This window comes from Vibrio eleionomae (assembly GCF_009874545.1).
GTDB lineage: Bacteria > Pseudomonadota > Gammaproteobacteria > Enterobacterales > Vibrionaceae > Vibrio > Vibrio nitrifigilis.
In genome coordinates this window covers 91,445-116,776 of sequence record NZ_WEKT01000001.1, presented here as the reverse complement: position 1 = coordinate 116,776, position 25,332 = coordinate 91,445, and the positions used below count along the sequence as shown (strand labels likewise).

The 25,332-nt window shown below is 42.0% G+C and carries 23 protein-coding genes; 13 read left to right on the top strand and 10 right to left on the bottom strand.

From position 1 onward, the window contains the following. Positions 1-16: 16 nt before the first annotated feature. The 4 genes from F9817_RS00620 to F9817_RS00605 are packed head-to-tail and all read right to left on the bottom strand — an operon-like array spanning position 17 to position 3,718. A complete protein-coding gene (locus tag F9817_RS00620; protein ID WP_161153022.1) occupies positions 17-1,375 on the bottom strand; it encodes an AmpG family muropeptide MFS transporter in 1,359 nt (452 codons plus the stop codon). 49 nt (positions 1,376-1,424) lie between these two features. Beyond that, positions 1,425-1,970 carry a peptidylprolyl isomerase gene (locus F9817_RS00615; protein ID WP_161153021.1) on the bottom strand — a complete coding sequence of 182 codons (546 nt, stop codon included), beginning with the start codon at positions 1,968-1,970 and terminating at the stop codon, positions 1,425-1,427. Next, positions 1,963-2,538 carry a YajG family lipoprotein gene (locus F9817_RS00610; RefSeq protein ID WP_161153020.1) on the bottom strand — a complete coding sequence of 192 codons (576 nt, stop codon included), beginning with the start codon at positions 2,536-2,538 and terminating at the stop codon, positions 1,963-1,965. The genes F9817_RS00615 and F9817_RS00610 overlap by 8 nt, the downstream gene beginning before the upstream one ends. 43 nt (positions 2,539-2,581) lie before the next feature. Then, the gene (locus F9817_RS00605; protein ID WP_161153019.1) at positions 2,582-3,718 is read right to left on the bottom strand and encodes a methyltransferase; all 1,137 of its coding nucleotides are present in this window, start codon (positions 3,716-3,718) and stop codon (positions 2,582-2,584) included. A 159-nt stretch (positions 3,719-3,877) separates the two neighbouring features. Here F9817_RS00605 and F9817_RS00600 point away from each other — a divergent pair, with 159 nt between their 5' ends. From F9817_RS00600 to nqrM, 9 genes are all read left to right on the top strand, one after another. Further along, complete coding sequence (locus tag F9817_RS00600) at positions 3,878-4,186, top strand: BolA family protein (RefSeq protein WP_161153018.1); 309 nt, start codon at positions 3,878-3,880, stop codon at positions 4,184-4,186. A 503-nt stretch (positions 4,187-4,689) separates the two neighbouring features. Further along, positions 4,690-6,030: a Na(+)-translocating NADH-quinone reductase subunit A gene (locus tag F9817_RS00595; protein ID WP_161153017.1), complete on the top strand. Its 1,341-nt coding sequence runs from the start codon at positions 4,690-4,692 to the stop codon at positions 6,028-6,030. A gap of 4 nt (positions 6,031-6,034) precedes the next feature. Next, positions 6,035-7,285 (top strand): NADH:ubiquinone reductase (Na(+)-transporting) subunit B, encoded by a 1,251-nt coding sequence (locus F9817_RS00590; protein WP_161153016.1) that lies wholly within the window; start codon positions 6,035-6,037, stop codon positions 7,283-7,285. Continuing rightward, positions 7,272-8,060: a Na(+)-translocating NADH-quinone reductase subunit C gene (locus F9817_RS00585; protein ID WP_161153015.1), complete on the top strand. Its 789-nt coding sequence runs from the start codon at positions 7,272-7,274 to the stop codon at positions 8,058-8,060. The genes F9817_RS00590 and F9817_RS00585 overlap by 14 nt, the downstream gene beginning before the upstream one ends. Next, positions 8,060-8,692 carry an NADH:ubiquinone reductase (Na(+)-transporting) subunit D gene (locus F9817_RS00580; protein ID WP_161153014.1) on the top strand — a complete coding sequence of 211 codons (633 nt, stop codon included), beginning with the start codon at positions 8,060-8,062 and terminating at the stop codon, positions 8,690-8,692. Before F9817_RS00585 ends, F9817_RS00580 begins: the two co-directional genes overlap by 1 nt. A 7-nt stretch (positions 8,693-8,699) precedes the next feature. Then, positions 8,700-9,296 carry an NADH:ubiquinone reductase (Na(+)-transporting) subunit E gene (nqrE, locus tag F9817_RS00575; RefSeq protein WP_161153013.1) on the top strand — a complete coding sequence of 199 codons (597 nt, stop codon included), beginning with the start codon at positions 8,700-8,702 and terminating at the stop codon, positions 9,294-9,296. A 33-nt stretch (positions 9,297-9,329) separates the two neighbouring features. Then, positions 9,330-10,553 carry an NADH:ubiquinone reductase (Na(+)-transporting) subunit F gene (gene nqrF / locus F9817_RS00570; RefSeq protein ID WP_161153012.1) on the top strand — a complete coding sequence of 408 codons (1,224 nt, stop codon included), beginning with the start codon at positions 9,330-9,332 and terminating at the stop codon, positions 10,551-10,553. A gap of 228 nt (positions 10,554-10,781) precedes the next feature. Further along, positions 10,782-11,750 (top strand): FAD:protein FMN transferase, encoded by a 969-nt coding sequence (locus F9817_RS00565; protein WP_427916696.1) that lies wholly within the window; start codon positions 10,782-10,784, stop codon positions 11,748-11,750. A 14-nt stretch (positions 11,751-11,764) separates the two neighbouring features. Continuing rightward, positions 11,765-11,998 carry a (Na+)-NQR maturation NqrM gene (gene nqrM, locus F9817_RS00560; RefSeq protein WP_161153010.1) on the top strand — a complete coding sequence of 78 codons (234 nt, stop codon included), beginning with the start codon at positions 11,765-11,767 and terminating at the stop codon, positions 11,996-11,998. Between the two features lie 67 nt (positions 11,999-12,065). On the opposite strand, the gene F9817_RS00555 is transcribed toward nqrM, so the two are convergent. Further along, on the bottom strand, positions 12,066-13,292 hold the full coding sequence (locus F9817_RS00555) for a GGDEF domain-containing response regulator (RefSeq protein WP_161153009.1): 1,227 nt from the start codon (positions 13,290-13,292) through the stop codon (positions 12,066-12,068). A gap of 349 nt (positions 13,293-13,641) precedes the next feature. Here F9817_RS00555 and dinB point away from each other — a divergent pair, with 349 nt between their 5' ends. The 3 genes from dinB (at position 13,642) to F9817_RS00540 (ending at position 17,139) form a co-directional block, all read left to right on the top strand. Continuing rightward, entirely contained in the window at positions 13,642-14,709 is a 1,068-nt protein-coding gene (gene dinB / locus F9817_RS00550; protein ID WP_161153137.1) for a DNA polymerase IV, read from the top strand. Positions 14,710-14,824: 115 nt separating this feature from the next. After that, positions 14,825-15,571, top strand: a complete 747-nt coding sequence (locus F9817_RS00545) for a YggN family protein (RefSeq protein WP_161153008.1) — start codon at positions 14,825-14,827, stop codon at positions 15,569-15,571. Positions 15,572-15,783: 212 nt separating this feature from the next. After that, positions 15,784-17,139 (top strand): sodium-dependent transporter, encoded by a 1,356-nt coding sequence (locus F9817_RS00540; protein ID WP_161153007.1) that lies wholly within the window; start codon positions 15,784-15,786, stop codon positions 17,137-17,139. Between the two features lie 61 nt (positions 17,140-17,200). On the opposite strand, the gene F9817_RS00535 is transcribed toward F9817_RS00540, so the two are convergent. The 5 genes from F9817_RS00535 to gabT form a co-directional block, all read right to left on the bottom strand. Then, the gene (locus F9817_RS00535; protein ID WP_161153006.1) at positions 17,201-18,301 is read right to left on the bottom strand and encodes a succinylglutamate desuccinylase/aspartoacylase family protein; all 1,101 of its coding nucleotides are present in this window, start codon (positions 18,299-18,301) and stop codon (positions 17,201-17,203) included. Further along, positions 18,261-19,166, bottom strand: a complete 906-nt coding sequence (gene rimK, locus F9817_RS00530; RefSeq protein WP_161153005.1) for a 30S ribosomal protein S6--L-glutamate ligase — start codon at positions 19,164-19,166, stop codon at positions 18,261-18,263. The genes F9817_RS00535 and rimK overlap by 41 nt, the downstream gene beginning before the upstream one ends. Further along, entirely contained in the window at positions 19,166-19,606 is a 441-nt protein-coding gene (locus F9817_RS00525; RefSeq protein ID WP_161153004.1) for an ATP-dependent zinc protease family protein, read from the bottom strand. The genes rimK and F9817_RS00525 overlap by 1 nt, the downstream gene beginning before the upstream one ends. Positions 19,607-19,891: 285 nt before the next feature. Next, entirely contained in the window at positions 19,892-21,364 is a 1,473-nt protein-coding gene (locus F9817_RS00520; RefSeq protein WP_161153003.1) for an aminoacyl-histidine dipeptidase, read from the bottom strand. 860 nt (positions 21,365-22,224) lie between these two features. After that, a complete protein-coding gene (gabT, locus tag F9817_RS00515) occupies positions 22,225-23,499 on the bottom strand; it encodes a 4-aminobutyrate--2-oxoglutarate transaminase (RefSeq protein WP_161153002.1) in 1,275 nt (424 codons plus the stop codon). A gap of 533 nt (positions 23,500-24,032) precedes the next feature. Here gabT and F9817_RS00510 point away from each other — a divergent pair. Next, positions 24,033-25,322: an NCS2 family permease gene (locus tag F9817_RS00510; RefSeq protein WP_161153001.1), complete on the top strand. Its 1,290-nt coding sequence runs from the start codon at positions 24,033-24,035 to the stop codon at positions 25,320-25,322. Positions 25,323-25,332 lie beyond the last annotated feature (10 nt).

The window sequence follows — 25,332 nt, the reverse complement described above, 5'->3', positions numbered from 1 at the left end:
TTTCGTTGTTTGTGCCTTAATCTTGCCTATGTTTGGCTTGTTCGAGTAAATTATCGAAGTAGTGCCGAAGTGTGTAAAGCATGATTAAGCTTGGAATGACCATGATTGCTGTGAAGACAAAAAACAGCGACCAGTTATTTAAGTATTCCGCAAACTGACCACTAAATGATGAGAGCGTAGTACGACTAAAATTACCGAGTGAAGCAAGCAGAGCATATTGGGTTGCAGAGAACGCTTGACCTGTCAGTAAGGTAAGGAAAGAAACAAATGCCACTGTTGAAAAAGCGGTTGTGAAGTTGTCGGTAATCACTGTAGCCAAGAACAGGTGTTCATTTGGTCCAACTTGAGCAATCCAAGCAAACATCAGGTTACTGGCAGACATCGCTATTCCACCTATCATTAGCCCTTTTATGATACCAAATCGAACATTAATGACACTACCAAGCAAAGTGAAAACCGTAGTGGCTCCCCAACCGATGAGTTTTGAATAGTAGCCAATTTGCTCGTTGCTAAAGCCTATTTCTTTATAAAACGCGATAGACATTCGACCCAAGAATGCTTCGCCGATTTTAAATAAAAAGACAAACAATAGTAGGGTAATCGCAACGCGTACTCCATTCCGGCGGAAGAAATCTAAAAATGGCTCAACAATCGTCACTGTCAGCCACGTTTGTACCGTTCCATTATTAAATACTTTGTTGTAGCGCTCTTCGGCTAAATGCTGTAATTCATCACGATGTGTTTTAGGTTCTCCAACACATAATGTAAAGAACATCAGCAGAACCACAATGGCAGCCATACCATAAAATACTGTGTTCCAACCTTGGCTATCAGCATTGATGAAGGCGAGATAGCCGGGTAGAGAATAGCCAGTCCACCAGCCAATAACTGACATCGCTGAGGCTTGAGGCATCTTATCGGCTTCTGATTTAGAAAAACTATCGATACGAAAAGCATCAATGGCAATATCTTGAGTTGCAGAAGAGGTTGCGATAATTAATGCCAATAATGACGTTAGCCACAAATTTGTTGCCGGATGCATCCCAGCTAAAAATACGGTAGTAATGCAGATAATGAATTGACACAGAAAAATCCAGCTGCGTCGTTGTCCAAGTTTATTGCCAAGCAAAGGAAGTTTTACACGGTCAACTAATGGAGCCCAAAGAAAGTTAATGGCATAAACACCAAAAACACTGCCAAAATATCCGATTGCGGCAAGACTTAGCCCTGCATCTTTTAACCATCCGGACATGCTCGAGCCGATAAGTACCCAAGGGAAACCGCTTGAGCAACCGAGTAAGAAGACCCAAATTAAACGAATGTCACGGTAACTTTGATAGGTTTGTCGCCAAGAGAGAGGTGAATTGGAGAACATGAAGGCTCCCTATGAGAAAGCTCCAACAGCATTGTTGGAGCTTTAGAGTTTATTTCACAAGACTAATGTGACGAATAATGATCGGTTTTTCTGGTACATTCTGCAGATAGCCCACATTATGTGTGGCTTCTTTTGCCATACTTTTTACCACATCAAAGCCTTTGACGACTTTACCAAACACGGCATAACCAGCTTGGCCAGCTCTTGCATTTAGAAAGCCGTTATTTACAAAGTTGATAAAAAATTGTCGAGTCGCTGAATCCGGTGCTTGAGTCCGAGCCATTGCAATGGTTGCTGTATCATTACGTAGGCCGTTGGTCGATTCATTTTTTATCGGCTTGTAGGTTTGTAATGGTTTTAAATCAGCATCAAAACCACCACCTTGCGCCATAAAGCCTGGAATTATACGGTGGAAAATACTGCCTTCGTAGCTGCCATCTTTGACATAACGAAGAAAGTTTTTCACAGTAATTGGCGCTTTATCTTGGTTGAGCTCTACGGTAAAAGAGCCCAAACTCGTGTCAACAACTACGGTAGGTGCCGCCCAAATTGAGGCACTAAAACACATGAATAGGGCGAAACACCATTTAGCCATGGAAACGTTCCTTCATGTAATTTTTCAGTTCAGAGTCGTTGGCAATTTCCTTCAACACGTTGTTTACCACATCATTTAACACCATTTGGATATCTTGAACCGATGCACTTAGAGCAGCAGTACGTTTCGCTGTACCTGTGTACGTTTTTACTAAGCGACCTTTAGGCGTTTCTGCGGTTAATTGGATAACCACTTTGGCATCCATTTGGTTTTCCATAATGGAATGTTTTACATTCACTAGTGCCTGTTCTACATCTACCGTTAGCGTATTCTCACTGTTAACCGTGATATTGAAGCCTTGAGAATTAAACTGTTCCGCTAGTGTATTTTCTAGTGCGATACGAACATTTTGACGAGCATGAACTGGTTCAATATGGTTACGACCGCTATCGACTAGGGCTACGTATTGAGCAGAGCGTACATCTTTGCTCGTTAGAGTAAATGATGCGTTATTAACGATGTCAGATTGGCTCAATACCGCTTTTGGCATAAAGTTAACCTGTTCTTGCTGAGGAGCAGCACAAGCGGTCAGTAAGGCGATAGACGCCGCGAGAACCAGTTTTTTCATGGTTAATTCCTTTCTTTGTTTGAGCATGATAATGCTATAGCCTTCACTTAGTAGCTTCTAAGATAACAAACTTTTTATTACCTGTGACAGTCTTGACGTTAGACTTGCCGAATAATCTACTTAACTTTATATCGTACCTTAGGTGTCGGTTGCCGATAACCAGTAATTTACCTTGCTTTTTCAGGACATGCTTAGCATCACAAAACATCTGCCAGGCGATGTGATCAGTGATAGCCTGTTGCTGATGGAATGGAGGGTTACACAGCACCATATCAGTACTTTGTCCTGCAATATTATCTAAGCAGTTGTTCGCCAAACATTCTATATCTCGCTGGTGAGCATGCTGCAAGTTAGATAGCAAGTTTTGTCGCGCCGATTCCACCGCCATAAAGCTCTCATCCACACAACGGATATTCGCTTGTGGGTTAAGTTGCCCCATTTTGACAGAGAGCACGCCGTTTCCGCAGCCTAAATCAGTAAAATGCTGGATGTTTGGATCCGCCGGTAAATGTTCTAACATAAACCGAGCACCCTGATCTAAATTTTCACCTGAATAAACATTAGGTAAGTTTTTTAGCATGATCGACTCATGTTCAATATTCCACTCTAAATAAGGTGGATGTTCAGCCGTTTTTTTAGTGTTTGGTTGGCTAAATACGAGACGATGTTTTTTCCATGCAAGAGATGTCGTTGTGGCACCAAACCATTGTTCAAACAATTTTAGCGTTGAATTATGAATGTCTTTTGCTTTGTTCACTGCAATCAAAGGAACATTAGAGCAAAGGGCAGTACGTAATTGGCTTAACTGCCATCCCAAGAACCGATTATTTCGAGGAATTTGCATAAGAACCATATCAACATCATTAGGTATATCATCAACGGAAGTGAGTAATGTCACTGTGGGGCAATGATTTTGTTCTAAATTATGCTTAATTCCTTGATGAGATATGAACGAATCACTGATGACTGTGACACGATGGTGTTGTGAAAACCAGCAACTCAGAGCTCCGAAATGATCATTAAGAATAAGAATATGCTTTTGGGGCGTGATTTCTTGTTCTTCAATATGATTAATTAAATATTCATCCCCAGCATCCCATGCTTGGAGCATCTCATTAGTACGGACAGGGTAACGGTGCAACGTTAGCGTTTTTTGATGTAGCGTTAGCTCAGTATTCATAGTTTTAATGGATTAACAGGCATTACCACTATTGTCGCAAATGGCAACTGAACTGCAAACCAAAACCTTTCTATTATTCTGCTTTGAGAGGTAAACTTAGTCGCTATATTATCCGTATAACCTATTTGTTGGACACCGAAAGGGCAACAAGGAAGCAGTATGATTCAAGAAGTGATCGAAACGAAGTTACACAATGCGCTACAGCCTGACTATCTCAGTGTGGAAAATGAAAGTTACATGCATAACGTTCCGCCAGGTTCTGAAAGTCATTTTAAAGTTGTAGTGGTTAGTAGCCAATTTGAAGGGCTCAAACTCATCGCTCGCCATCGTTTGGTGAATCAAACGTTGGCAGATGAACTGGGGACTCATATTCATGCGCTAGCCATTCATACTTATACACAAGACGAGTGGAAAGAGCGTACTTCTGGCAGTCCGGACAGCCCGTTGTGTATGGGTGGTGGTCATTAATTATTCGTTATGAGTGTGAAAAGGCAGCAAGGTGCCGTTTTTTGGACAATAATGTAACAGGATTTAAACAAATCGACGAAGCATAATTCATACTTATAATTGAAATGGTAAATATATTTACCATTCTCCTTATTCATGGTGTGGATAATTGTTACTGTGCAATATGTCAGGTAGCTACAAATTAATCCGATTAACCTTGAGATTAATCATGAAATTACTCTTTAATATCATGATTCATAATGGCATCGAGTTCGGAAAAAATGCTAAACTATGGCACCTAACGAACCTCATGTGAAAAATGTGATGGGGTTTTTAAAAGGATGTTGCGACTTTGGTGTTTAATAAAACGTCAAAGCTGACACAGCAAATGTCGTGTCAAAGAGGTACTCGAATCGTGGTTGTCTTTATATCATAGCGATTTCAGGCAAGTCGGCGGTGATGTGTGCCTCAAATTTGCGCAATCAAAGAATCTTTTTCCCGATAAAAAAGTAGTGCAAGTGCGTATGATTACAATAAAAAAGGGTTTGGACCTTCCTATTTCTGGAACTCCTGCCCAGGTGATTAATGATGGTAAAACCATCAAAAAAGTCGCCTTGCTTGGCGAAGAGTATGTTGGCATGCGTCCAACAATGCATGTTCGTGTAGGTGATGTAGTGAAGAAAGCTCAAGTTCTTTTTGAAGATAAAAAGAACCCAGGAGTCAAATTTACTGCGCCAGCTGCAGGGACTGTCGTTGAAATCAACCGTGGTGCAAAACGTGTACTTCAATCTGTTGTGATTGAAGTTGCAGGTGATGACCAAGTGACTTTCAACAAGTTTGAAGCCAGCCAAATTGCAGGTATTGACCGTGAAGCGGTTAAAACTCAATTGGTGGATTCTGGCCTTTGGACTGCATTACGTACTCGTCCGTTTAGCAAGGTACCGGCAATCGATTCAAACACGAAAGCAATCTTTGTGACAGCAATGGATACGAATCCATTAGCGGCAGAGCCTAGTGTTGTTATCAACGAGCAATCTGAAGCATTTACTGCTGGTCTAGATGTGCTTTCTGCCCTTACCGAAGGTAAAGTGTACGTTTGTAAAAAAGGTACAAGTTTACCGCGTTCTACTCAGTCAAATGTTGAAGAACACGTTTTTGACGGCCCGCATCCAGCTGGTTTACCAGGCACTCACATGCATCACTTATTCCCAGTGAATGCTGACAATGTTGCTTGGCATATCAACTACCAAGACGTGATTACGTTCGGTAAGTTGTTCCTAACTGGTGAGCTTAATAATGAGCGTGTTATCTCTTTAGCAGGCCCAGTGGTTAATAATCCTCGTCTTATCCGTACCGTAATTGGTGCAAACCTTGATGATATCGTTGATAACGAAATCATGCAGGGTGAAGTTCGAGTGATCTCTGGTTCAGTACTATCTGGTACTCATGCTTCTGGTCCACACGCATACCTTGGCCGTTATCACTTACAAGTTTCTGTGTTGCGTGAAGGTCGTGATAAAGAGTTTCTTGGTTGGGCATTGCCTGGTAAGAATAAATTCTCAGTGACTCGTTCTTTCATTAGCCACTTATTCTCTGGTCAGTTGTTTAACATGACAACCACGACTGGTGGTAGTGAGCGTGCAATGGTGCCAATCGGCAATTACGAAAAAGTAATGCCGTTAGATATGGAGCCAACTTTGTTGCTTCGTGATCTATGTGCTGGCGACACCGATAGCGCAGCGCGCATGGGTGCTCTAGAGCTTGATGAAGAAGACCTAGCACTGTGTACCTTTGTATGTCCTGGTAAATACGAGTACGGCGCGTTACTTCGTGAGTGCCTGGATAAGATTGAGAAAGAAGGGTAATTTCATGGGCCTTAAAAAGTTTCTTGAAGATATCGAGCATCACTTTGAACCAGGTGGTAAGTATGAAATGTGGTTTGCGCTTTACGAAGCAGCAGCAACCATTTTTTACACTCCTGGTACAGTGACAAATAAAAGCTCGCACGTTCGTGATGCCGTTGATTTAAAACGTATCATGATCATGGTTTGGCTGGCTGTTTTCCCTGCGATGTTCTTTGGTATGTACAACGCGGGTGGTCAAGCTATTGCCGCTCTACACCACATGTATTCTGGTGAGCAATTCACTGCAATCGTTAACGGTAACTGGCATTACTGGTTCACCGAAATGATCGGTGGCACCATGGGTACTGATGCTGGTTGGGGCAGCAAAATGTTGCTGGGTGCCACTTACTTCCTACCTATTTACCTAACAGTCTTTATTGTTGGTGGTTTCTGGGAAGTGCTATTCTGTATGGTACGTAAGCACGAAGTGAACGAAGGTTTCTTTGTTACTTCAATTCTATTTGCTTTGATTGTTCCACCAACAATGCCTTTATGGCAGGCTGCACTAGGTATTACCTTTGGTGTGGTTGTGGCGAAAGAAGTGTTCGGCGGTACTGGTCGTAACTTCCTTAACCCTGCGTTGGCGGGCCGTGCATTCCTATTCTTCGCTTACCCAGCTAGCATTTCTGGTGACGTAGTTTGGACTGCAGCAGATGGTTTCTCTGGTGCGACTGCTCTTAGCCAATGGGCTCAAGGTCATACCGGTTCTCACTTAATTAATGCAGCAACAGGCCAAACAATCACTTGGATGGACGCCTTCCTTGGTAATATTCCTGGTTCAATCGGTGAAACATCAACGTTAGCATTGCTAATTGGTGCAGCATTCATCGTTTACATGGGTATTGCATCATGGCGCATCATTGGTGGTGTTATGATCGGTATGATCGCACTATCAACTCTGTTCAATGTTATTGGTTCTGATACTAACCCAATGTTCGGCATGCCTTGGCACTGGCATCTAGTTTTAGGTGGCTTCGCATTTGGTATGTTCTTCATGGCGACAGACCCTGTATCTGCTTCATTTACTAATAAAGGTAAATGGGCATACGGCATTCTGATCGGGGTAATGTGTGTCTTGGTTCGTGTAGTAAACCCTGCATATCCAGAAGGCATGATGTTAGCGATTCTATTCTCTAACCTATTTGCTCCTCTGTTCGACCATTTCGTTGTAGAAAAAAATATCAAGCGGAGACTAGCGCGCTATGGCAAGCAATAACGATAGCATTAAGAAAACGCTGTTAGTCGTTATCGTGTTGAGCCTAGTGTGCTCAATCATCGTATCGGTAGCGGCAGTCGGTTTACGCGATAAGCAGGAACTGAATGCAGCGTTAGATAAACAAAGCAAAATTTTGGACGTATCAGGTGTTGATATGAGCAAAGGTTCTATTCAAGAACTTTACTCTCAATATATCGTGCCAAAAGTTTTGGACTTCAATACTGGTAAATTGTCAGATAAAACCGCAGACGGTGTTCCTGCTTCTCAGTACAACCAACGTGCAGCAGCGAACAATCCTAAGCAGTCAATCAAACTACCAACAGATAAAGATCCAGGTAAAATCATTCGTCGTGCTAACTACGGCCTTGTATACCTAGTGAAAGGCGATAACGGGTTCACTCGTATGATCCTTCCGATTCACGGTAATGGTCTATGGTCTATGATGTATGCATTTGTTGCTGTTGAAATGGATGCGGACACAGTAGATGGCATTATTTACTACGAACAAGGTGAAACTCCAGGATTGGGTGGTGAAGTTGAAAACCCACAATGGCGTGCACAATTCGTTGGTAAAAAATTGTTTGATGAAAATGGCAAACCGGCAATTCGTATCGTGAAAGGTGGTGCTCCTAAAGGCTCTACTCACGGTGTTGATGCGCTTTCAGGTGCAACACTGACAAGTAATGGTGTTCAACGCCAATTCAACTTCTGGTTAGGTGACATGGGCTACGGTCCTTTCCTAGCGAGCGTTCGTCGTGACGGAGGTATAAACTAATGTCTAGTGCGAAAAGTCTAAAAAACAGTTTGTTAGAGCCTGTATTGGACAACAACCCTATCGCACTTCAGGTGCTGGGTGTGTGTTCTGCTCTTGCTGTGACGACTAAACTAGAAACAGCATTTGTTATGACTATTGCGGTTATGGTAGTAACTGCTTTTTCAAACTTTTTTGTTTCTTTAATCCGTAACCACATTCCAGGTAGTGTACGTATCATCGTTCAGATGGCTATTATCGCTTCTTTGGTTATCGTGGTAGACCAAGTGCTGCGAGCTTTTGTTTATGATGTATCAAAACAGCTTTCAGTATTCGTTGGTCTTATCATTACAAACTGTATTGTAATGGGCCGTGCTGAAGCATTTGCTATGAAATCGGCACCAATCCCATCATTCATTGATGGTATTGCAAACGGTCTAGGTTACGGTTTTGTTCTGATTGTTGTTGGTTTCTTCCGTGAACTTCTAGGTTCAGGCAAAATCTTTGGTCTTGAAGTGTTGCCTTTAGTTAAAGATGGTGGTTGGTACGAGCCAAACGGTCTAATGCTGTTAGCTCCATCTGCTTTCTTCCTAATCGGCTTCTTGATTTGGGCGATTCGTACACTCAAACCTGAACAAGTAGAAGCGAAGGAGTAAGGTAGTCATGGAACATTATATTAGTCTACTCGTTAGATCGATCTTTATCGAAAACATGGCGCTGTCTTTCTTCTTAGGTATGTGTACATTCCTTGCCGTATCTAAGAAAGTTAAGACATCATTTGGTCTAGGTATCGCTGTAACAGTGGTTCTGACTATCTCTGTGCCAGTGAACAACTTAGTGTACAACCTGCTATTAAAACCAGGTGCATTAGGTGAAGGCATTGATCTAAGTTTCCTTAACTTTATTACTTTCATCGGTGTTATTGCGGCATTGGTACAGATTCTAGAAATGATTCTGGACCGTTTCTTCCCACCTTTGTACAACGCGTTAGGTATCTTCCTACCGCTAATCACAGTTAACTGTGCGATCTTTGGTGGCGTATCTTTCATGGTACAACGTGATTACAACTTCGGTGAATCGGTTGTTTACGGCTTCGGTTCAGGTGTGGGCTGGATGTTAGCAATCGTTGCTCTTGCAGGTATCCGTGAGAAAATGAAGTACTCTGATGTACCTCCTGGTTTACGTGGTCTAGGTATTACGTTCATCACTGCGGGTCTGATGGCGATTGGCTTTATGTCTTTCTCTGGTGTTCAACTGTAAGTCGGGTAAACCGCAACAATTAAGGAATAGTCAATGGACATTATTCTTGGTGTAGTGATGTTTACCCTGATTGTTCTAGTATTAGTGTTAGTGATTCTATTCGCTAAATCTAAGCTAGTTCCAACGGGTGACATTACAATCTCTATCAATGGCGACCCTGAGAAAGGGTTCGTGACTCAGCCAGGTGGTAAGCTACTGTCTGCACTTGCTGGTGCAGGTGTTTTTGTATCTTCTGCTTGTGGTGGCGGTGGTTCTTGTGGCCAGTGTCGTGTAAGAGTAAAATCTGGTGGTGGCGACATTCTACCTACCGAGCTTGACCATATTACTAAAGGTGAAGCGCGTGAAGGTGAACGTCTTTCATGTCAAGTTGCTGTGAAAACAGACATGGAAATTGAATTGCCAGAAGAAATTTTTGGTGTGAAAAAATGGGAATGTACTGTTATCTCTAACGATAACAAAGCAACCTTCATCAAAGAGCTTAAACTGCAAATTCCTGATGGTGAATCTGTACCGTTCCGTGCAGGTGGTTACATTCAGATTGAAGCACCAGCTCACCACGTGAAATACTCAGACTACGATGTACCTGAGAAATTCCGTGAAGACTGGGACAAATTCAATCTGTTCCGCTACGAGTCTAAAGTGGATGAACCAATTATCCGTGCATACTCTATGGCGAACTACCCAGAAGAGCACGGCATCATCATGCTGAACGTACGTATTGCGACTCCGCCGCCAAACAACCCAGACGTACCACCGGGTCAAATGTCTTCTTACATTTGGTCACTTAAAGAAGGTGATAAATGTACGATTTCTGGTCCATTTGGTGAGTTCTTCGCGAAAGAGACTGACGCTGAAATGGTATTTATCGGTGGTGGTGCAGGTATGGCTCCTATGCGTTCTCATATCTTCGACCAGCTAAAACGTCTAGATACTAAACGTAAGATTTCGTTCTGGTACGGTGCTCGTTCTACTCGTGAAATGTTCTACGTTGAAGATTTTGATCAACTAGCTGCTGAGCACGACAACTTCACATGGCATGTTGCGCTGTCTGATCCTCTTCCAGAAGATAACTGGGATGGTTACACAGGCTTCATCCATAACGTTGTGTACGAAAACTACCTACGTGATCATGATGCACCAGAAGATTGTGAATTCTACATGTGTGGTCCACCGATCATGAACGCATCGGTAATCAACATGCTTCACAACCTAGGTGTTGAAGACGAAAACATTCTATTGGATGACTTTGGTGGTTAATCACCAAATAGTCTAAAGTGTTTATGGCTGACTCAACTGAGTCAGCCATTCTTTGTTTGGGTCGGCAAAACAAAGAGTCAAACGTCAACATATGAAAAAGTCGGTCTTTTTCCTATATTGATGTTGAAATTATCAGGCTCACGCCTGACAAAGATTAACATCACTACACAAAATAGGTGTGGTGTAACATTGAAAGCGTTCTTATGTGCTTGTTGGTTATTTCTATTGATGGGGTGTTCTCCATCGGTCGAGCAGCAACATTTAAGTGGTCCCACAATGGGAACTCGGTTCAATATAAAGTATGTGACGAATGAGTTAGCACCTGATGCAGAGCAAGTGCAAAGTGAGATTGGAGCAATCTTGCAGCAAGTGAATGATCAGATGTCGACGTATTTACCTGAATCGGAACTCAGTCGTTTCAATCGTTTTCAGAGCAATACCCCGTTTGGTATATCTCCGGATACGGCAACGGTGTTGGCTGAAGCTATTCGTTTACATTCATTGACCCTGGGGAAACTCGATGTCACAGTAGGACCGCTGGTTAACTTATGGGGGTTTGGTCCCAATGGACGTCCTAATAAGATTCCTAGCGAGCAAGCTTTGCAACAGGGTAAACAGAGAGTAGGCATACAGCATCTTAAGCTTGATGGGTTATTTGTTACCAAAGATATGGCTAACCTTTATGTTGACTTATCGACGTTAGCGAAAGGGTTTGCGGCTGATAAAGTGGCAAAGTACCTCGAAGATAACCATATAGATAATTATATGGTTGAGATCGGTGGTGAGATAAAGGTTAAAGGCCATAGGCTTGATAATACCAAATGGCGTATCGCATTAGAAAAGCCAATTGCTGAGCAGCGGTTGGTGCAACATGTGATTTCACCCGGTGAAATGGCAATCGCCACTTCCGGTGATTATCGCAACTATTTTGAGCAAGAGGGTCGGCGTTATTCGCATATTATCGATCCAGATACGGGTAAGCCGATAGATAACCGTGTGGTGTCGGTAACCGTAATCCATTCATCGTGTATGACGGCTGATGGATTAGCAACAGGACTAATGGTGCTTGGTGATAAAAAAGGAATGCAGGTCGCTGAGCAGAATCAGATCGCGGTGCTGATGATAGTCAAAACTGACGAAGGATTTAAAGAACTAGTTTCAGAAAGGTTTCATCCTTATTTGAAACAGCAAGAATAGAGTGAGCAGATTGTATGAATACATTCCTTATTACGTTCGCTGTTTTTGTCTGTGTGATTGCAGCAATGGCAGTAGGCTATATTTTTCAAAGAAAAGTCGTGCGTGGTAGTTGTGGCGGCTTAGGTGCAGTGGGTATTGAAAAAGTGTGTAACTGCCCAGAACCTTGTGATGCGCGTAAACGTCGTGAAGCTAAAGCGGCAAAACGTGCCGCTATGATTGCAGAATGGGAAAAAGACCGAATCGCATAATTTGGGATAAGATGTTGGTATTTATTTTATAAATACCAACGTGAACATGGGTGTAGCAGACTATCTATCATTGATAAATGAGCTGATTACGCCCACTATTTTTTGCCTGATAGAGTCTGTCGTCTGCAATATTAATTAACTGTTCTACCATTCTCTTTTTCTCGCCTTTGACCGCCCCAATACTCATAGTTATCCGGATAGAATCTTCATTAAATGGGATAGAGGTATTTTCTACACGATGACGCATATTCTCTAATCGATTGATAAATGATTGATATTCACCGCAAAACTGAATGCAAAACTCTTCGCCACCAAATCGTGCTACCACCGCATCAGCAAAATAGAGCCTAAGGATATGAGCAATAGAGGTGAGTACTTTATCACCGCCATCATGGCCATAGGTGTCATTAACTTTCTTAAAGTAATCGATATCCATCATTGCAATGTGTCTTTGATAACTATCACTCGTGTTTTCATCCTGACTGAAGAAATAGCGACGATTCCACAATCCGGTCAAAGCATCTTCATTGGCCAATCTATAGAGTTCTGAGGTCGCTTCTTTCATATCGAGTAGTTGATGTACTCGGCAATAAAACTCTTCTTGATTAAACGGTTTAACCAAAAAGTCATTGGCGCCAGCTTTAAGAAAACGAGCTGTCATCGTTTTATCGTCTGAACTCGACACACCCAGGATCGCTAATTCGTTCTTACTGTATTTCATTCGAATTTCACGAATCATTTCAATGCCGTCCATATTGGGCATGTCATGATCGGTAATGATAATACTGATGTCTGGATTGTCTTGTATCTTTTGTAAAGCATCTTTCCCATCGATAGCTAAGGTGGTGTGGAGGTATTGATGTTCGAGCAATTGAGAAACATGACGGCGCACGGTCTTTGAGTCGTCGACAACGAGAGCGTGATGCTGTTTGTTGTTCAGCAAGCGCTTCATCATTGGAATCAGATAAGAAACAGAGCTCATGCTATCTTTTAAAATGTAGTCTAAAACGCCTTTTGCGATAAAACGTTCACGAATAACATCATTAAAGGTAGCGGTGAGAACCACCACTTTTTGTTTCGCATCAAGAACTAAGTCTATTGCTTCTCCGTCTTGAGCGTCAGGTAAGCAATAATCTAAGATGGTGCAGAAAAAATCACGTTCTTGCGCCAAAATTGTTTTTGTTTCGGCTAAAGATTCAGAGCAAATCACTTCGTAGCCTAAGTTGGTTAATTGATTCTGTAAGTAGTTGCGAAATGCGCGGCTATCTTCAACAACCAATACTTTGTTATCCAACGAGATATCCTTTCATGTTCAATTGTTTTTAGGAGTTACATTGCTTCGCGAATATCAGGCAGGCATGGTATCAATCATAATATTGTGTTCATACCCAGTAACCTCAGAATGCTACATCTTGAGGTCATTTGGAGAGTCAACCGCCTGAGTTTTGCGTACAGCACTTAGTCTGAGACTTTTTAAGCATAGAAATGACAAAAGAAAATTGCGAAAAATAATTGTTAATCCGAATACTAAAACAGTTTAATTCCTAGTAAGTGTGGACTCAGCTTTCTTTTCATCATCGATTGTGCAAAAATCTCATCTACACTGTTTTTATATACAGCGTTGAGGGTTGGCTGTGGAAAATATATCACAACAACGGAAAATCATTCATATTGATATGGACTGTTTTTACGCCGCCGTTGAGATGAGAGATAACCCTCAATACAGAGGTCGACCTCTTGCTGTTGGTGGTAACCAGAAGCAGAGAGGCGTGTTGAGTACTTGTAACTATGAGGCGCGACAATACGGTTTACATTCTGCAATGCCAACAGCGCAAGCTTTTAAGCTTTGCCCGCATCTATTGTTGGTGCCGGGACGTATGTCTGTTTATAAAGATGTATCTCGACAGATCCATACGATTTTTCACCGATATACCCACATTATTGAACCTCTTTCTTTAGATGAAGCCTATTTAGATGTGTCCAATACAACGTTGTGTCATGGAAGTGCCACCCTTATTGCTGAAGCTATTCGCCGTGATATTTGGCAAGAATTACACTTGACAGCATCTGCTGGAGTGGCTCCTATCAAGTTTCTGGCTAAGGTTGCGTCCGATATGAACAAACCTAATGGGCAATTCGTTATTCCGCCTGATAAAGTGCAAGCGGTCGTTGATAAATTACCGTTAGAAAAAATCCCAGGGGTTGGAAAAGTAAGCTTAGAAAAATTGCATCGTGCTGGTTTTTATCTGTGTGAGGATATTAAAAATAGTGATTATAGAGATTTACTGATTAAGTTTGGCCGGTTAGGGGCTTCTCTATGGAAGAAGAGCCATGGGGTCGATGCGCGAGATATCGTGGTTGAGCGGGAGCGTAAATCGGTTGGTGTTGAGCGTACGTTTAGTGAAAATATTTCCAGTTATGAGGAATGTTGGCAGGTTATTGAACAGAAATTATTTCCAGAACTTGACCAACGACTCACCAAAGCTTCTCCAGAACGAGCCATCATAAAGCAGGGTATAAAGGTTAAGTTTGCTGATTTTCAACTGACGACCATTGAACATATTCATCACCAACTTGAACTGGATGACTTTAAAGGGTTACTTAGTGATGTGCTTAAGCGCCAGCAAGGTCGTGAAATTCGTTTATTGGGGTTATCAGTGATGTTAAAACCAGAACTTCCCGCAGAGCAGCTAAGCTTTTTTGATATTTAACTATTTTGTTATTTAGGTATTTGACACCGCCGTATTTTGATGTGACTTGGGTATAAAAGCAAAGTTCGGTAAACTACTCGAGCAAAGAATTTAATCGGTTAAACGAGAGATGATAATGAAAAAAGTATTACTATTTTTTACGGCTTTCATGGCCAGTTCTTCAGTATGGGCAGCTCAGTGTCGTGTTGACGTGAAAAATGAAATTCATCTCGATGGTTCTAAAGTTGAAATTCACCGAGCCGATGGCCAAGTTGCTAAATTGCAGCCGGACAATAATGTGGTTATTGATGGCAAAAAGGTTAACTTAAACGACGAGCAAAAATCTCAAGTCGGACAATTTCGTCAAAGTTTGAATCAAAGTGTACCTAAGGTACAAAAGATGATTAGCGATGGGCTAACTTTAGCTGATGGCATTATTGATGATGTCGCTACTAGCTTAAAGGCTCCTCATGCTTTTGATAATTTGAAGCAGAGTGTTAAGGCATACAGCGACAAAATCCAGAGTCGGTATTATAAAAACGGCGAGTTTGTCTTTCCGGCCAGTTCTTTTGATAACATGCAGAAGCAATGGACAGAAGAGTTTAAAAAAGCACAGACACTCTTCAGCAGCGAGTTTTTAACTAGTGCATTTAATACGGTCGCGACAAGTATGAAGCAAGATGGTGGTTTTAATCTGACTCAGTTAAACAACACCATGGAAGAATTGAAGAAAAAAATGACGAAACAGCTAAATGATCACAAGCAAGAAGTTGAGAAAAAGCGTGATGAGCTGTGTGACTCGGTTGATGACATGGTTGAACAAGAGCAATCACTGCATAAAAAGATTCCTGAGTTGAAAGATTACCAAGTATTTACCATATAACCCTATATGTCCTCTCACAGAATCGATGAGATACCCTACTAAGGTAGGGTATTTTTTTTTGCTTAAAATACAAATCTTAAATTTGGTTTATTATTAGAGTTTAATGTTATAAAAATCATATTTATCTGGTTATATATGTTTTTAAAGTTTGCATGAGTAGTTGTTTTAATTTATCGTACTAGCTAACTAGTTCATTGGTATTGTGAGTAAGCATGACACAGGCAAATTCCCGCGAAACATTCGGCTCTCGACTTGGCTTTATTTTAGCTGCAGCAGGTGCTGCTGTCGGGCTTGGTAATATTTGGGGGTTTCCAACTCAGGCCGCCACTAATGGTGGTGGGGCATTTCTATTGGTTTATCTTGTTTTGATCTTGGTCGTTGCTTATCCCATGTTGGTTGTTGAAATGGCGATAGGTCGGTATGGACAAGCAAACCCGGTTGATAGCATGCGCGCTTTAACCAGTGATAAAAAGACTAAACGCTTGGGGGCAACCGTTGGATGGGTAGGTTTAAGTGTGCCCAGTGCTGTGCTTGCATTTTATAGTATTGTGGGTGGCTGGATTATCTGCTATATGCTCGGTGCAATGACCGATATCTTAGGCTGGGAAGCGGCCACTACATGGCTTAAAGGATTTAGTGTTGAGCGTAATCTGTTGGGAACGATCGTATTTTATATTTTTACTATTCTGATCGTTCAAGGTGGCGTAAAACAAGGTATCGAAAAATGGTCAACTCGACTGATGCCGGCACTCTTTGCTCTTTTTGTGGTGTTGTTTGTCTATATCATGATGCAGCAAGGGGCAGTAGAAGGTCTACGCCATTATTTGATTCCTGATTTTAATAAGATTTGGGATAAAAAATTAATCCTAGCTGCAATGGGACAGGGATTTTTCTCTCTAACCATTGGCGGATGCTCAATGCTAATTTATGGTTCATACCTCAGCAAGAAAGAAAACCTACCTAAAATGGCGATGAATGTGACGTTAGTTGATACTGCTGTGGCGTTTATTGCTGGTCTGGTTGTATTACCTGCGATGTTTGTTGCCATGCATAAAGGCGTACAAATTTATGCGCCAGATGGTTCTTTGTTGAGTTCAGATACTTTGGTATTTCGAGTACTACCTATGATGTTTGATAGTTTAGGGTTACTTGGGCAGCTATTTGCTGTGGTGTTTTTCTTACTCTTAACTATTGCAGCACTGACATCGTCTATCTCGATGTTAGAGTGTCCGGTTGCTCTTGTGGGAGAGCGTTTTCACACTAAACGCACGCCAACCAGTTGGATTCTAGGCGGGATTATAGCGATTTTTAGTGTCGTGATTGTTTATCACTTTGCAGACCTGTTTGGTTTAGTGGCAACGGTTGCTACTCAATATCTACAACCTTTTACAGCGTTATTGTTCTGTCTGTTTGGTGGCTGGGTATGGAATCGAAACACGAAGTTGAAAGAGCTTGAGCAAGGCTTTACAGAATTTCGTCAGTCAACGTTTGGAAAAATCTGGCCTTGGTATGTGCGATTTGTTTGTCCGTTAATGGTGATAGCAATTATTTGGGCTTCATTTAACTGAGTCGAAAATACCGTGCCCCATAGAGTTGGGGCACTGAGCCTAATGACTTAAAAATCAGGCATTAACTGCCTATCTGTAAGTGTCCTGTTGTGAGGGGCTCTAAATCCATGTCGCTAATATCTTCGATAAAATCTTCCACCAACTGCTCAACTTTGTCGTCATCTTGAGAGAAGTTCGCAATATTAAAAATGGCATCCCCTTCGTTAACCAGTGGTAAAGTTTGTTGGCCAATAATAATGCCACCTTTACTGGCTTTAAGTTCAACTTTAGCTTTACCCAGTGGTGCATTGACGTAAGCAAGAATTTGCCCTTTTTCGACTTTATCACCTAACTGAACGACGGTTCGTACAATGCCGTCGGATTCAGCTCTGGTCCAACTGGTCGATTTAGCTATGAAAGTTTCTGGTGTTTTTCGGCGACTTTTTCGTAACATACCAATTTCTTGCATGGTACGTTTAATGCCCATCACGCCAGCATGAATAGCCAAGGGATCAAAGCGCAGAGCTTCACCGGCTTCGTAAGTGAGAACATTAATCCCACATTTTTCCGCTTCGCTACGCAATGAGCCTCCACGTAATGGAGAATCTATGGTTACTGGCGTTCCGAAAGCTTTAGCAATTCTTAACGTTTCTGGACTGCTTAGGTCGGCACGAATTTGAGGCAGATTAGTACGGTGAATCGCACCAGTGTGAAGATCAATAATATATTGGCATTGAGTGACGACTTGAGAAAAGAACGTATACGCCATACGGGAGGCAAGTGAGCCTTTATCGCTGCCAGGAAAGCAGCGGTTAAGATCTCGGCGGTCAGGCAGATAGCGAGATTTGTGAATAAATCCAAATACATTCACTATAGGAACAGCAATGAGTGTTCCTTTCAATTTGTTTTCATCAATGCTGTTTACCAGTTGACGAACAATTTCTACACCATTGAGTTCATCGCCATGAATGGCGGCATTCACCATCATCACTGGGCCTTTTTGTGCCCCATTGATGACTTCGATTGGAATAGAAAGTGGTGAGTGAGTATAAAGTTTTGCTCCCTCAAGCTCTATTACCATTCGACTAGCTGGGGGAACGGATTCCCCCAAAAGTTGATATGCGGTATTTTTGTGCCTTATCTTAGCCTTTTCCACGTGTCTTGGTTCCTTTTTTCGCTGCATTCTTTTCAATGAATTCAATGATCATCCCAGCAATGTCTTTGCCAGTTGCAGCTTCTATTCCTTCAAGGCCAGGTGATGAGTTTACTTCCATCACCAGTGGGCCGCGAGCTGAACGGAGTAAGTCAACACCAGCCACATTCAGTCCCATCACTCTTGCCGCTTCAACTGCGGTTTTTCTCTCTTGTGGTGTGATTTTGATGAGAGAAGCACTTCCGCCGCGGTGTAAGTTAGAACGAAATTCGCCTTCGGCACCTTGGCGTTTCATTGATGCAATGACTTTATCACCTATAACAAAGCAGCGAATATCAGCTCCGCCAGCTTCTTTAATGTATTCTTGCACCATGATATTGGCTTTTAAACCCATAAAGGCTTCGATAACACTTTCGGCAGCCGTGCGAGTTTCAGCCAGTACGACACCGATACCTTGAGTTCCCTCAAGTAGCTTGATCACCACTGGAGCGCCGCCAACCATGTCTAATAGATCTTTCACATCATCGGGTTTGCTGGCAAAACCAGTGATCGGCATACCGATACCTTTACGTGATAATAGTTGCATTGAGCGTAGTTTGTCACGTGAACGGCTAATCGCCACTGATTCATTAACTGGGTAAACACCCATCATTTCAAACTGGCGCAACACCGCAGTGCCATAAAATGTGACTGATGAACCAATACGTGGAATCACAGCATCGATATCAGACAATTGTTCACCCTTACAGTGAATTTCTGGCTGCTCGGAATTGATATTCATATAACAACGCAGCGCATCAATGACTTTTACTTCATGGCCACGCTGTTTGCTCGCTTCAATCAAACGTTTAGTGGAATAAAGCGAAGCGTTACGCGATAGAATACCAATTTTCATTATTTTGTTTCCTTAAATGGAATTAAAAAAGACGCGACGGGATCGACAGTGATGCGATGATGCATAGAGGTTCGTCCCAAGAGCATACGAAATGCCATATTTTCTCGGTTGGTGAGAGTGATTTCAGCTTCCCAACGTTGCTGGCCTAATTCAATGGTCGCGACAATAACATAACGTTTTTCTTCATGGCCGCCAGAATCACGAACAACGCGTTCATCTACGACCGGCGCTTCACATTCCACAACCAAAGAGTCGTCACGCTGAATAGGATGCATCGAAAAGCGTACCCAAGGTTGTTCATCGCGGGTAAAAGGTTCGACTTTAAAAGCATGTAAACAAGACGTTTTTGCTCCGGTATCGATTTTTGCATTGATTTTTTCAATGCCTAAACTGGGTAGGCTTAAGGTTTCTCGCCATCCAACCATCATTTTTTCTGTCATTGCCATGTCTTTTCTACTTAAAGGACTATTTGTTTTCATTACTAAAATGTAGCGTAACGTGAGTTGATAGACTGCTTTGCACCTGTGAAGTGTACGTCTAAAGGCGCGGACTCTAACAGTAATAAGTTTATGACGACTAATGAAAAATATCGTTCGTTTCGACAAAATTATTTTATCAATCTTGATTGTAATAGGCGTTAGGGAAACGGATTGAAATGACAAGGTGATAATAAAAAACCGAGACTATGTATGCCTCGGTTTGAAGTAGGGTAGCGTCGCAGTGATTTATGCTTTCGCTGGGATGTGCTCTAGAAGAGAAACCATCTGTTGCCAGAACAATCCTACCGTATCAATTTTCACTTTTTCATCAGGAGAGTGAGGGAATTTAATCGTTGGGCCGAATGAAATCATATCCATTTCTGGGTAAGGTTTCTTAAACAAGCCACATTCTAGGCCCGCATGAATAACCATGATATTCGGTTTGTGTCCGTAGATACCTTGGTACATATCGCGGAATAAATGCATAATGTCAGAGTCAGCATCGGGTTTCCAACCAGGATAAGCACCAGCTAATTCGATGGTCGCGCCTGATAGTTGAGCGATAGATGTCAGCATCCCTTCAATTTGGATACGTCCAGAGTCAATTAAAGAGCGGATAAGGCACAATACGGTGACTTTATCTTGCTCAGTAGTAACTACACCAACGTTCAATGATGTTTCTACCACTCCAGGAATTTCATCACTCATACGCATAACACCGTTTGGACAAGCATTTAGCCCTGCGATAAAGGTAGCTTGAGACTCCTGAGTAAACACATTTTGTTCAGTGTCAATGGTTTCATTGAGTGTGATGATGTTTGTTTCAATCTTATGCAACTCTTCTTGAATGAGTAGCGTATAAGCGTTAAGAGCTTTGTCTAAAACCGCTTGAGAGTCTGCTGCGACAGCTACTGTGGCAAAAGCTTCGCGAGGAATTGCATTACGTAATGTACCGCCATTAAAATCAATTAAGCGCAGATCTAACCCTGCTGTGTGATCGGCAAAGAAACGGGCTAAAAGTTTATTAGCATTGGCACGCCCTGTGTGAATGTCGGCACCAGAGTGACCACCTTTTAGGCCTTTTAATACGATTTTACGAGTTACGTAACCTGCAGGAATGGCTTCACGTTGGATAGAAAAACCAAGTGCTCCATCTACACCGCCAGCACAGCCCATGTAAACTTCACCTTCTTGTTCTGAATCGGTGTTCAGAAGAATATCGCCTTCTAACCAACCGGCTTCAAGCCCAAACGCGCCGGTCATACCTGCTTCTTCATCAATAGTAAGCAGAACTTCGATAGGACCATGCTTGATGTCTTTTGATGCAAGAACAGCTAAACATGTTGCCATGCCAATCCCATTATCGGCACCAAGAGTTGTGCCTTTGGCTGTTACCCATTCCCCATCAATATATGGTTGAATTGGATCTTTCGTAAAATCATGGTCTGTATCTTCATTTTTTTGCGGCACCATATCGATGTGCGCTTGAAGAACAACCCCTTTCTTGTGTTCCATGCCTGTGGTCGCAGGCTTTTTAATAAAAACGTTACCCGTGTTATCACGGCGAACTTCTAATCCTTCGCTGGTCGCCCAATCAACAATGAATTGAGCCAGTTGCTCTTCGTGTTTCGACGGGTGGGGAATAGAACAGATTTTGTCAAAAAATTGCCATACAGGGGCAGGCGACAGCTGGCTTATTTCAGAATGGAATTCAGACACAGATAACTCCTAAATGTGTATTCGTCTTAGATCTTAATCTTGCTGATCTAAAAAAGAGATGGTTTACATAACCAAACGACTTCGTTTTGCTCTTATTGAGGAAAAAAGTGCTACTTCAATCCAGTGATTCAATTCGATGTGTAGAAGTGACTTGGGTATATCGGTTACAGCATACCACTGTGCTAGTAATGGGAGTAGTTTTAAAAAGCGAGATTGATGACCTCACTTTGTGGGACAAAGATCATTCCATTATGAAACGATATGTATCCTCATGATCTATTTTGATGTTTTTTAGTCATATAAAGTATTAAATTCTGTAATTAAATTACATAATTTAATTGATATAAATCAAAAAATGAAATATATGTGATTTTTATCACCGTAACTCTTGTAATAAATTTTCTCTGTGGTATATTTATAACCAACTTCGATGTTGAAGTTAAAGCTCAATGGACGAGTCAGAAGATCATTTAAGGAAGTTGAGAGATCAATCGTAGGGTTTGATTTCTTACGATCTTCAAAGGTTTACCCAGTGGTGTTAAGGCGAATTGACCGTTTGCAGCTTAGCGTCACTGTTCCTCAAGTCGAGGTTACCCCCCAAGACTTGTGACTCGAACAGTTTGTTCACCCCTAATTATTGGAATTCTTTGAAAGTCCAATTGGACTTATCATAATTCACCGCCAGCTCACTATGAGGTGGCGTTTTTTTTGCCTGTAAGAAAAGTGATTGAGCTTGACCTAGGCTCGTTGATGAAGCTCTGAATCCTGCATCTTGAGGTCATTTGGGTATAAAGAAAAGGCAGTGATGATTCACTGCCTTAAATGTCTTTAATATGATGTTGGGAATGTATTTTAGATCGTTATTTGGTGAGATCTAAAAGTTGAGTTTTTACAATCTCTAATCCTTTCACTACTAACTCAGTTTCAATCGTTAATGGAGGTAAGAAACGTACCACATTACCTTTGACACCACATGACAGCAAGATTAGGCCATTTTCATTGGCTTTTTTCACCAACTGTTTGGTAAGGGTTGCTAATGGGGCGCCCGTTTCTGGGTCATTAAATTCAACAGCAGCCATTAAACCAACTTGGCGGATATCTCCAATTTGAGGAATATCACGTTGCATGCTTTCTAGCTGTTCTTTGAACAGCAAGCCAATATGTTGTGCACGTTCACACAGCTGTTCTTCTTTGATGACTTTTAACACTTCAACAGCAGCGGTACATGCCAGTGCGTTACCAGCATATGTTCCGCCAATACCGCCAGCTTGAGGATGATCCATGATTTCTGCACGACCAACAACACCTGAAATAGGGAAACCGCCACCGAGGCCTTTGGCAATAGTGATAAGATCTGGAACCACATCATAATATTCACAAGCAAACATTTTACCTGTACGAGCAAAACCACTTTGGATTTCGTCACAGATCATGACAATGCCATGTTTATCACATAGAGCTCGGATCTCTTTTACCCAAGAAGCAGGTGCTTGATAGAAGCCTCCTTCACCTTGGATAGGTTCAAAAATGATCGCTGCAATTTGTGACGGTTCGATATCACAAGCAAATAAATCATCAATCGCAGATAAGCTTTCTTGCTCTGTCACACCATGATACTCGTTAGGGTATGGTAGGTGGTATATGTTGTTTGGGAAGGGGCCAAACCCAGCTTTATAAGGGTTCACTTTTCCTGTTAGACCCATACACATATTAGTACGACCATGGAAGCCGCCTTTAAAGGCAATCACACCTGGGCGCCCTGTGTAGTGGCGAGCAAATTTAATGGCGTTTTCTACAGCTTCAGAGCCAGTGGTAAGAAATGCCGCTTTTTTAGCAAAATCACCAGGTGCTGCTTCAACGACACCTTCACCGAGTTCAACAAAGCTAGTGTAAGGAACAACTGTTGAGCAGGTATGGCTAAAGTTTTCTAGCTGAGCTTTAACTGCTGCGACGATTCGAGGGTGAGAGTTACCAGTGTTATTTACTGCGATGCCAGCAGCAAAGTCGATATATTCATTACCTTCGATGTCAGTGATGATCGCGTTTTTTGCTTTGGCAGCGTAGATCGGTGCAAGGTTTGCTTCACCTTTACAAATCACTTTTTCTTTACGGCTTTGCCATTCCATATTTGTCATGATGTATGTCCTTATTTCATAGCTCATGATGTCAAATAACATTGAATGGGCAACTTCCCACTCAGATGATTATTTCCCTTAATGTGAACGCATCGATAGCAAGGATTTATCAATCTGCTTGTTACTTGGTTCTATAGGCTCATGGTAGCGAGAAAATGGGGCCAAACTTAGTACCAGTTAATATAAAGTGTTGGTACCAGATAGAAGCAAATTATCACCGTAGTTTACCGCTAAGATTTCTTCGCTCTTTGATAATTAAGTAGCGACTTGCCGCACATTTTAAAAAATTTTCTGACAACAGAGAGAAACAAATGTTGATTAGTTGGTCAGGAGCCAATTGTGTTGTTATTGCACCAGAAATTGGTGCTAATATTCTAAATCGTGTGAATATTGCGCTGATTGTTTGCATGGTTTTCTGCGAAAAATGTGATGCGCAACCAATTCCATCTGGAATTTGTGAAATTATGACTTTATAATCGGCGCCCAATCGATTACGCAACCGTTTACTAATTTTACCTTTATAGGAATCGAACATGCTGGAAAAACTCTTTAAACTCGGTGAACACGGGACTAGCGTGCGCACTGAGATCATTGCAGGATTAACTACCTTCCTGACAATGGCATACATCATTTTTGTGAACCCAGCGATTTTATCTGAAACAGGGATGGATCGTGGAGCCGTATTCGTAGCAACGTGTTTAGCTGCTGCTGCTGGCTGCTTTATCATGGGCTTTATTGCTAATTACCCAATTGCATTAGCGCCTGGTATGGGACTCAATGCATTCTTTACTTTTGCTGTTGTTAAAGGAATGCATTACTCATGGGAAGTAGCGCTAGCAGCAGTATTCTGTTCTGGTGTACTTTTTATCCTACTAAGCTTGTTCCGCATTCGTGAATGGATTATTAACTCGATACCTATGTCTCTTCGTATGGGTATATCTTCGGGGATTGGCTTGTTCTTGGCGTTTATCGCGCTACAAAGTGCAGGCATTATCGTTGATAACCCAGCGACTTTGATTTCATTAGGTGATATCACTTCAATGAAATGTTTGCTGGCAGCTGCAGGCTTCTTCATTACCGTAGGTTTGGTGAACCGTAAAGTTCCTGGCGCAGTTATGATTTCAATCTTGATTGTTACTGTTCTTGGCATTTTGCTAGGCGACGTTCAATACCACGGTATTTTTTCTGCGCCACCAAGCATTGCACCCACTTTCCTTCAGTTGGATTTCGCAGGTGTATTCCAAGTTGGGATGATTTCAATTGTATTCGCTTTCCTATTTGTCGACCTTTTTGATACGGCTGGTACTTTAATGGGCGTCGCGACTAAAGCGGGCTTGGTTGATAAAGACGGCAAATTACCACGGTTAAACCGCGCTCTACTTGCTGACTCAACCGCAACGTCTATCGGCGCGCTATTTGGTACCTCAAACACGACGTCATTCGTAGAGAGTACTGCGGGCGTTGCCGCTGGTGGCCGTACTGGTTTAACTGCAGTTGTTGTTGGCATTTTGTTCCTGCTTGCATTATTCTTCTCTCCAGTTGCAGGAATGATCCCTGCTTATGCAACAGCTGGTGCGCTGCTGTATGTATCTGTTCTAATGCTTTCTGGTCTTGCTGATATCGATTGGCATGATCTAACAGAAGCGGCACCTGCTGCCGTTACATGTATCATGATGCCAATGACATACTCAATTGCTGAGGGTATCTCTTTTGGTTTCATTTCTTATGCACTCATCAAACTATTAAGTGGCAAAGCTCGCGAAGTGTCTGTCAGTGTTTGGTTCATGGCAATTGTATTTGCCGTGAAATATGCGTTTGGATAAGAGATACAAC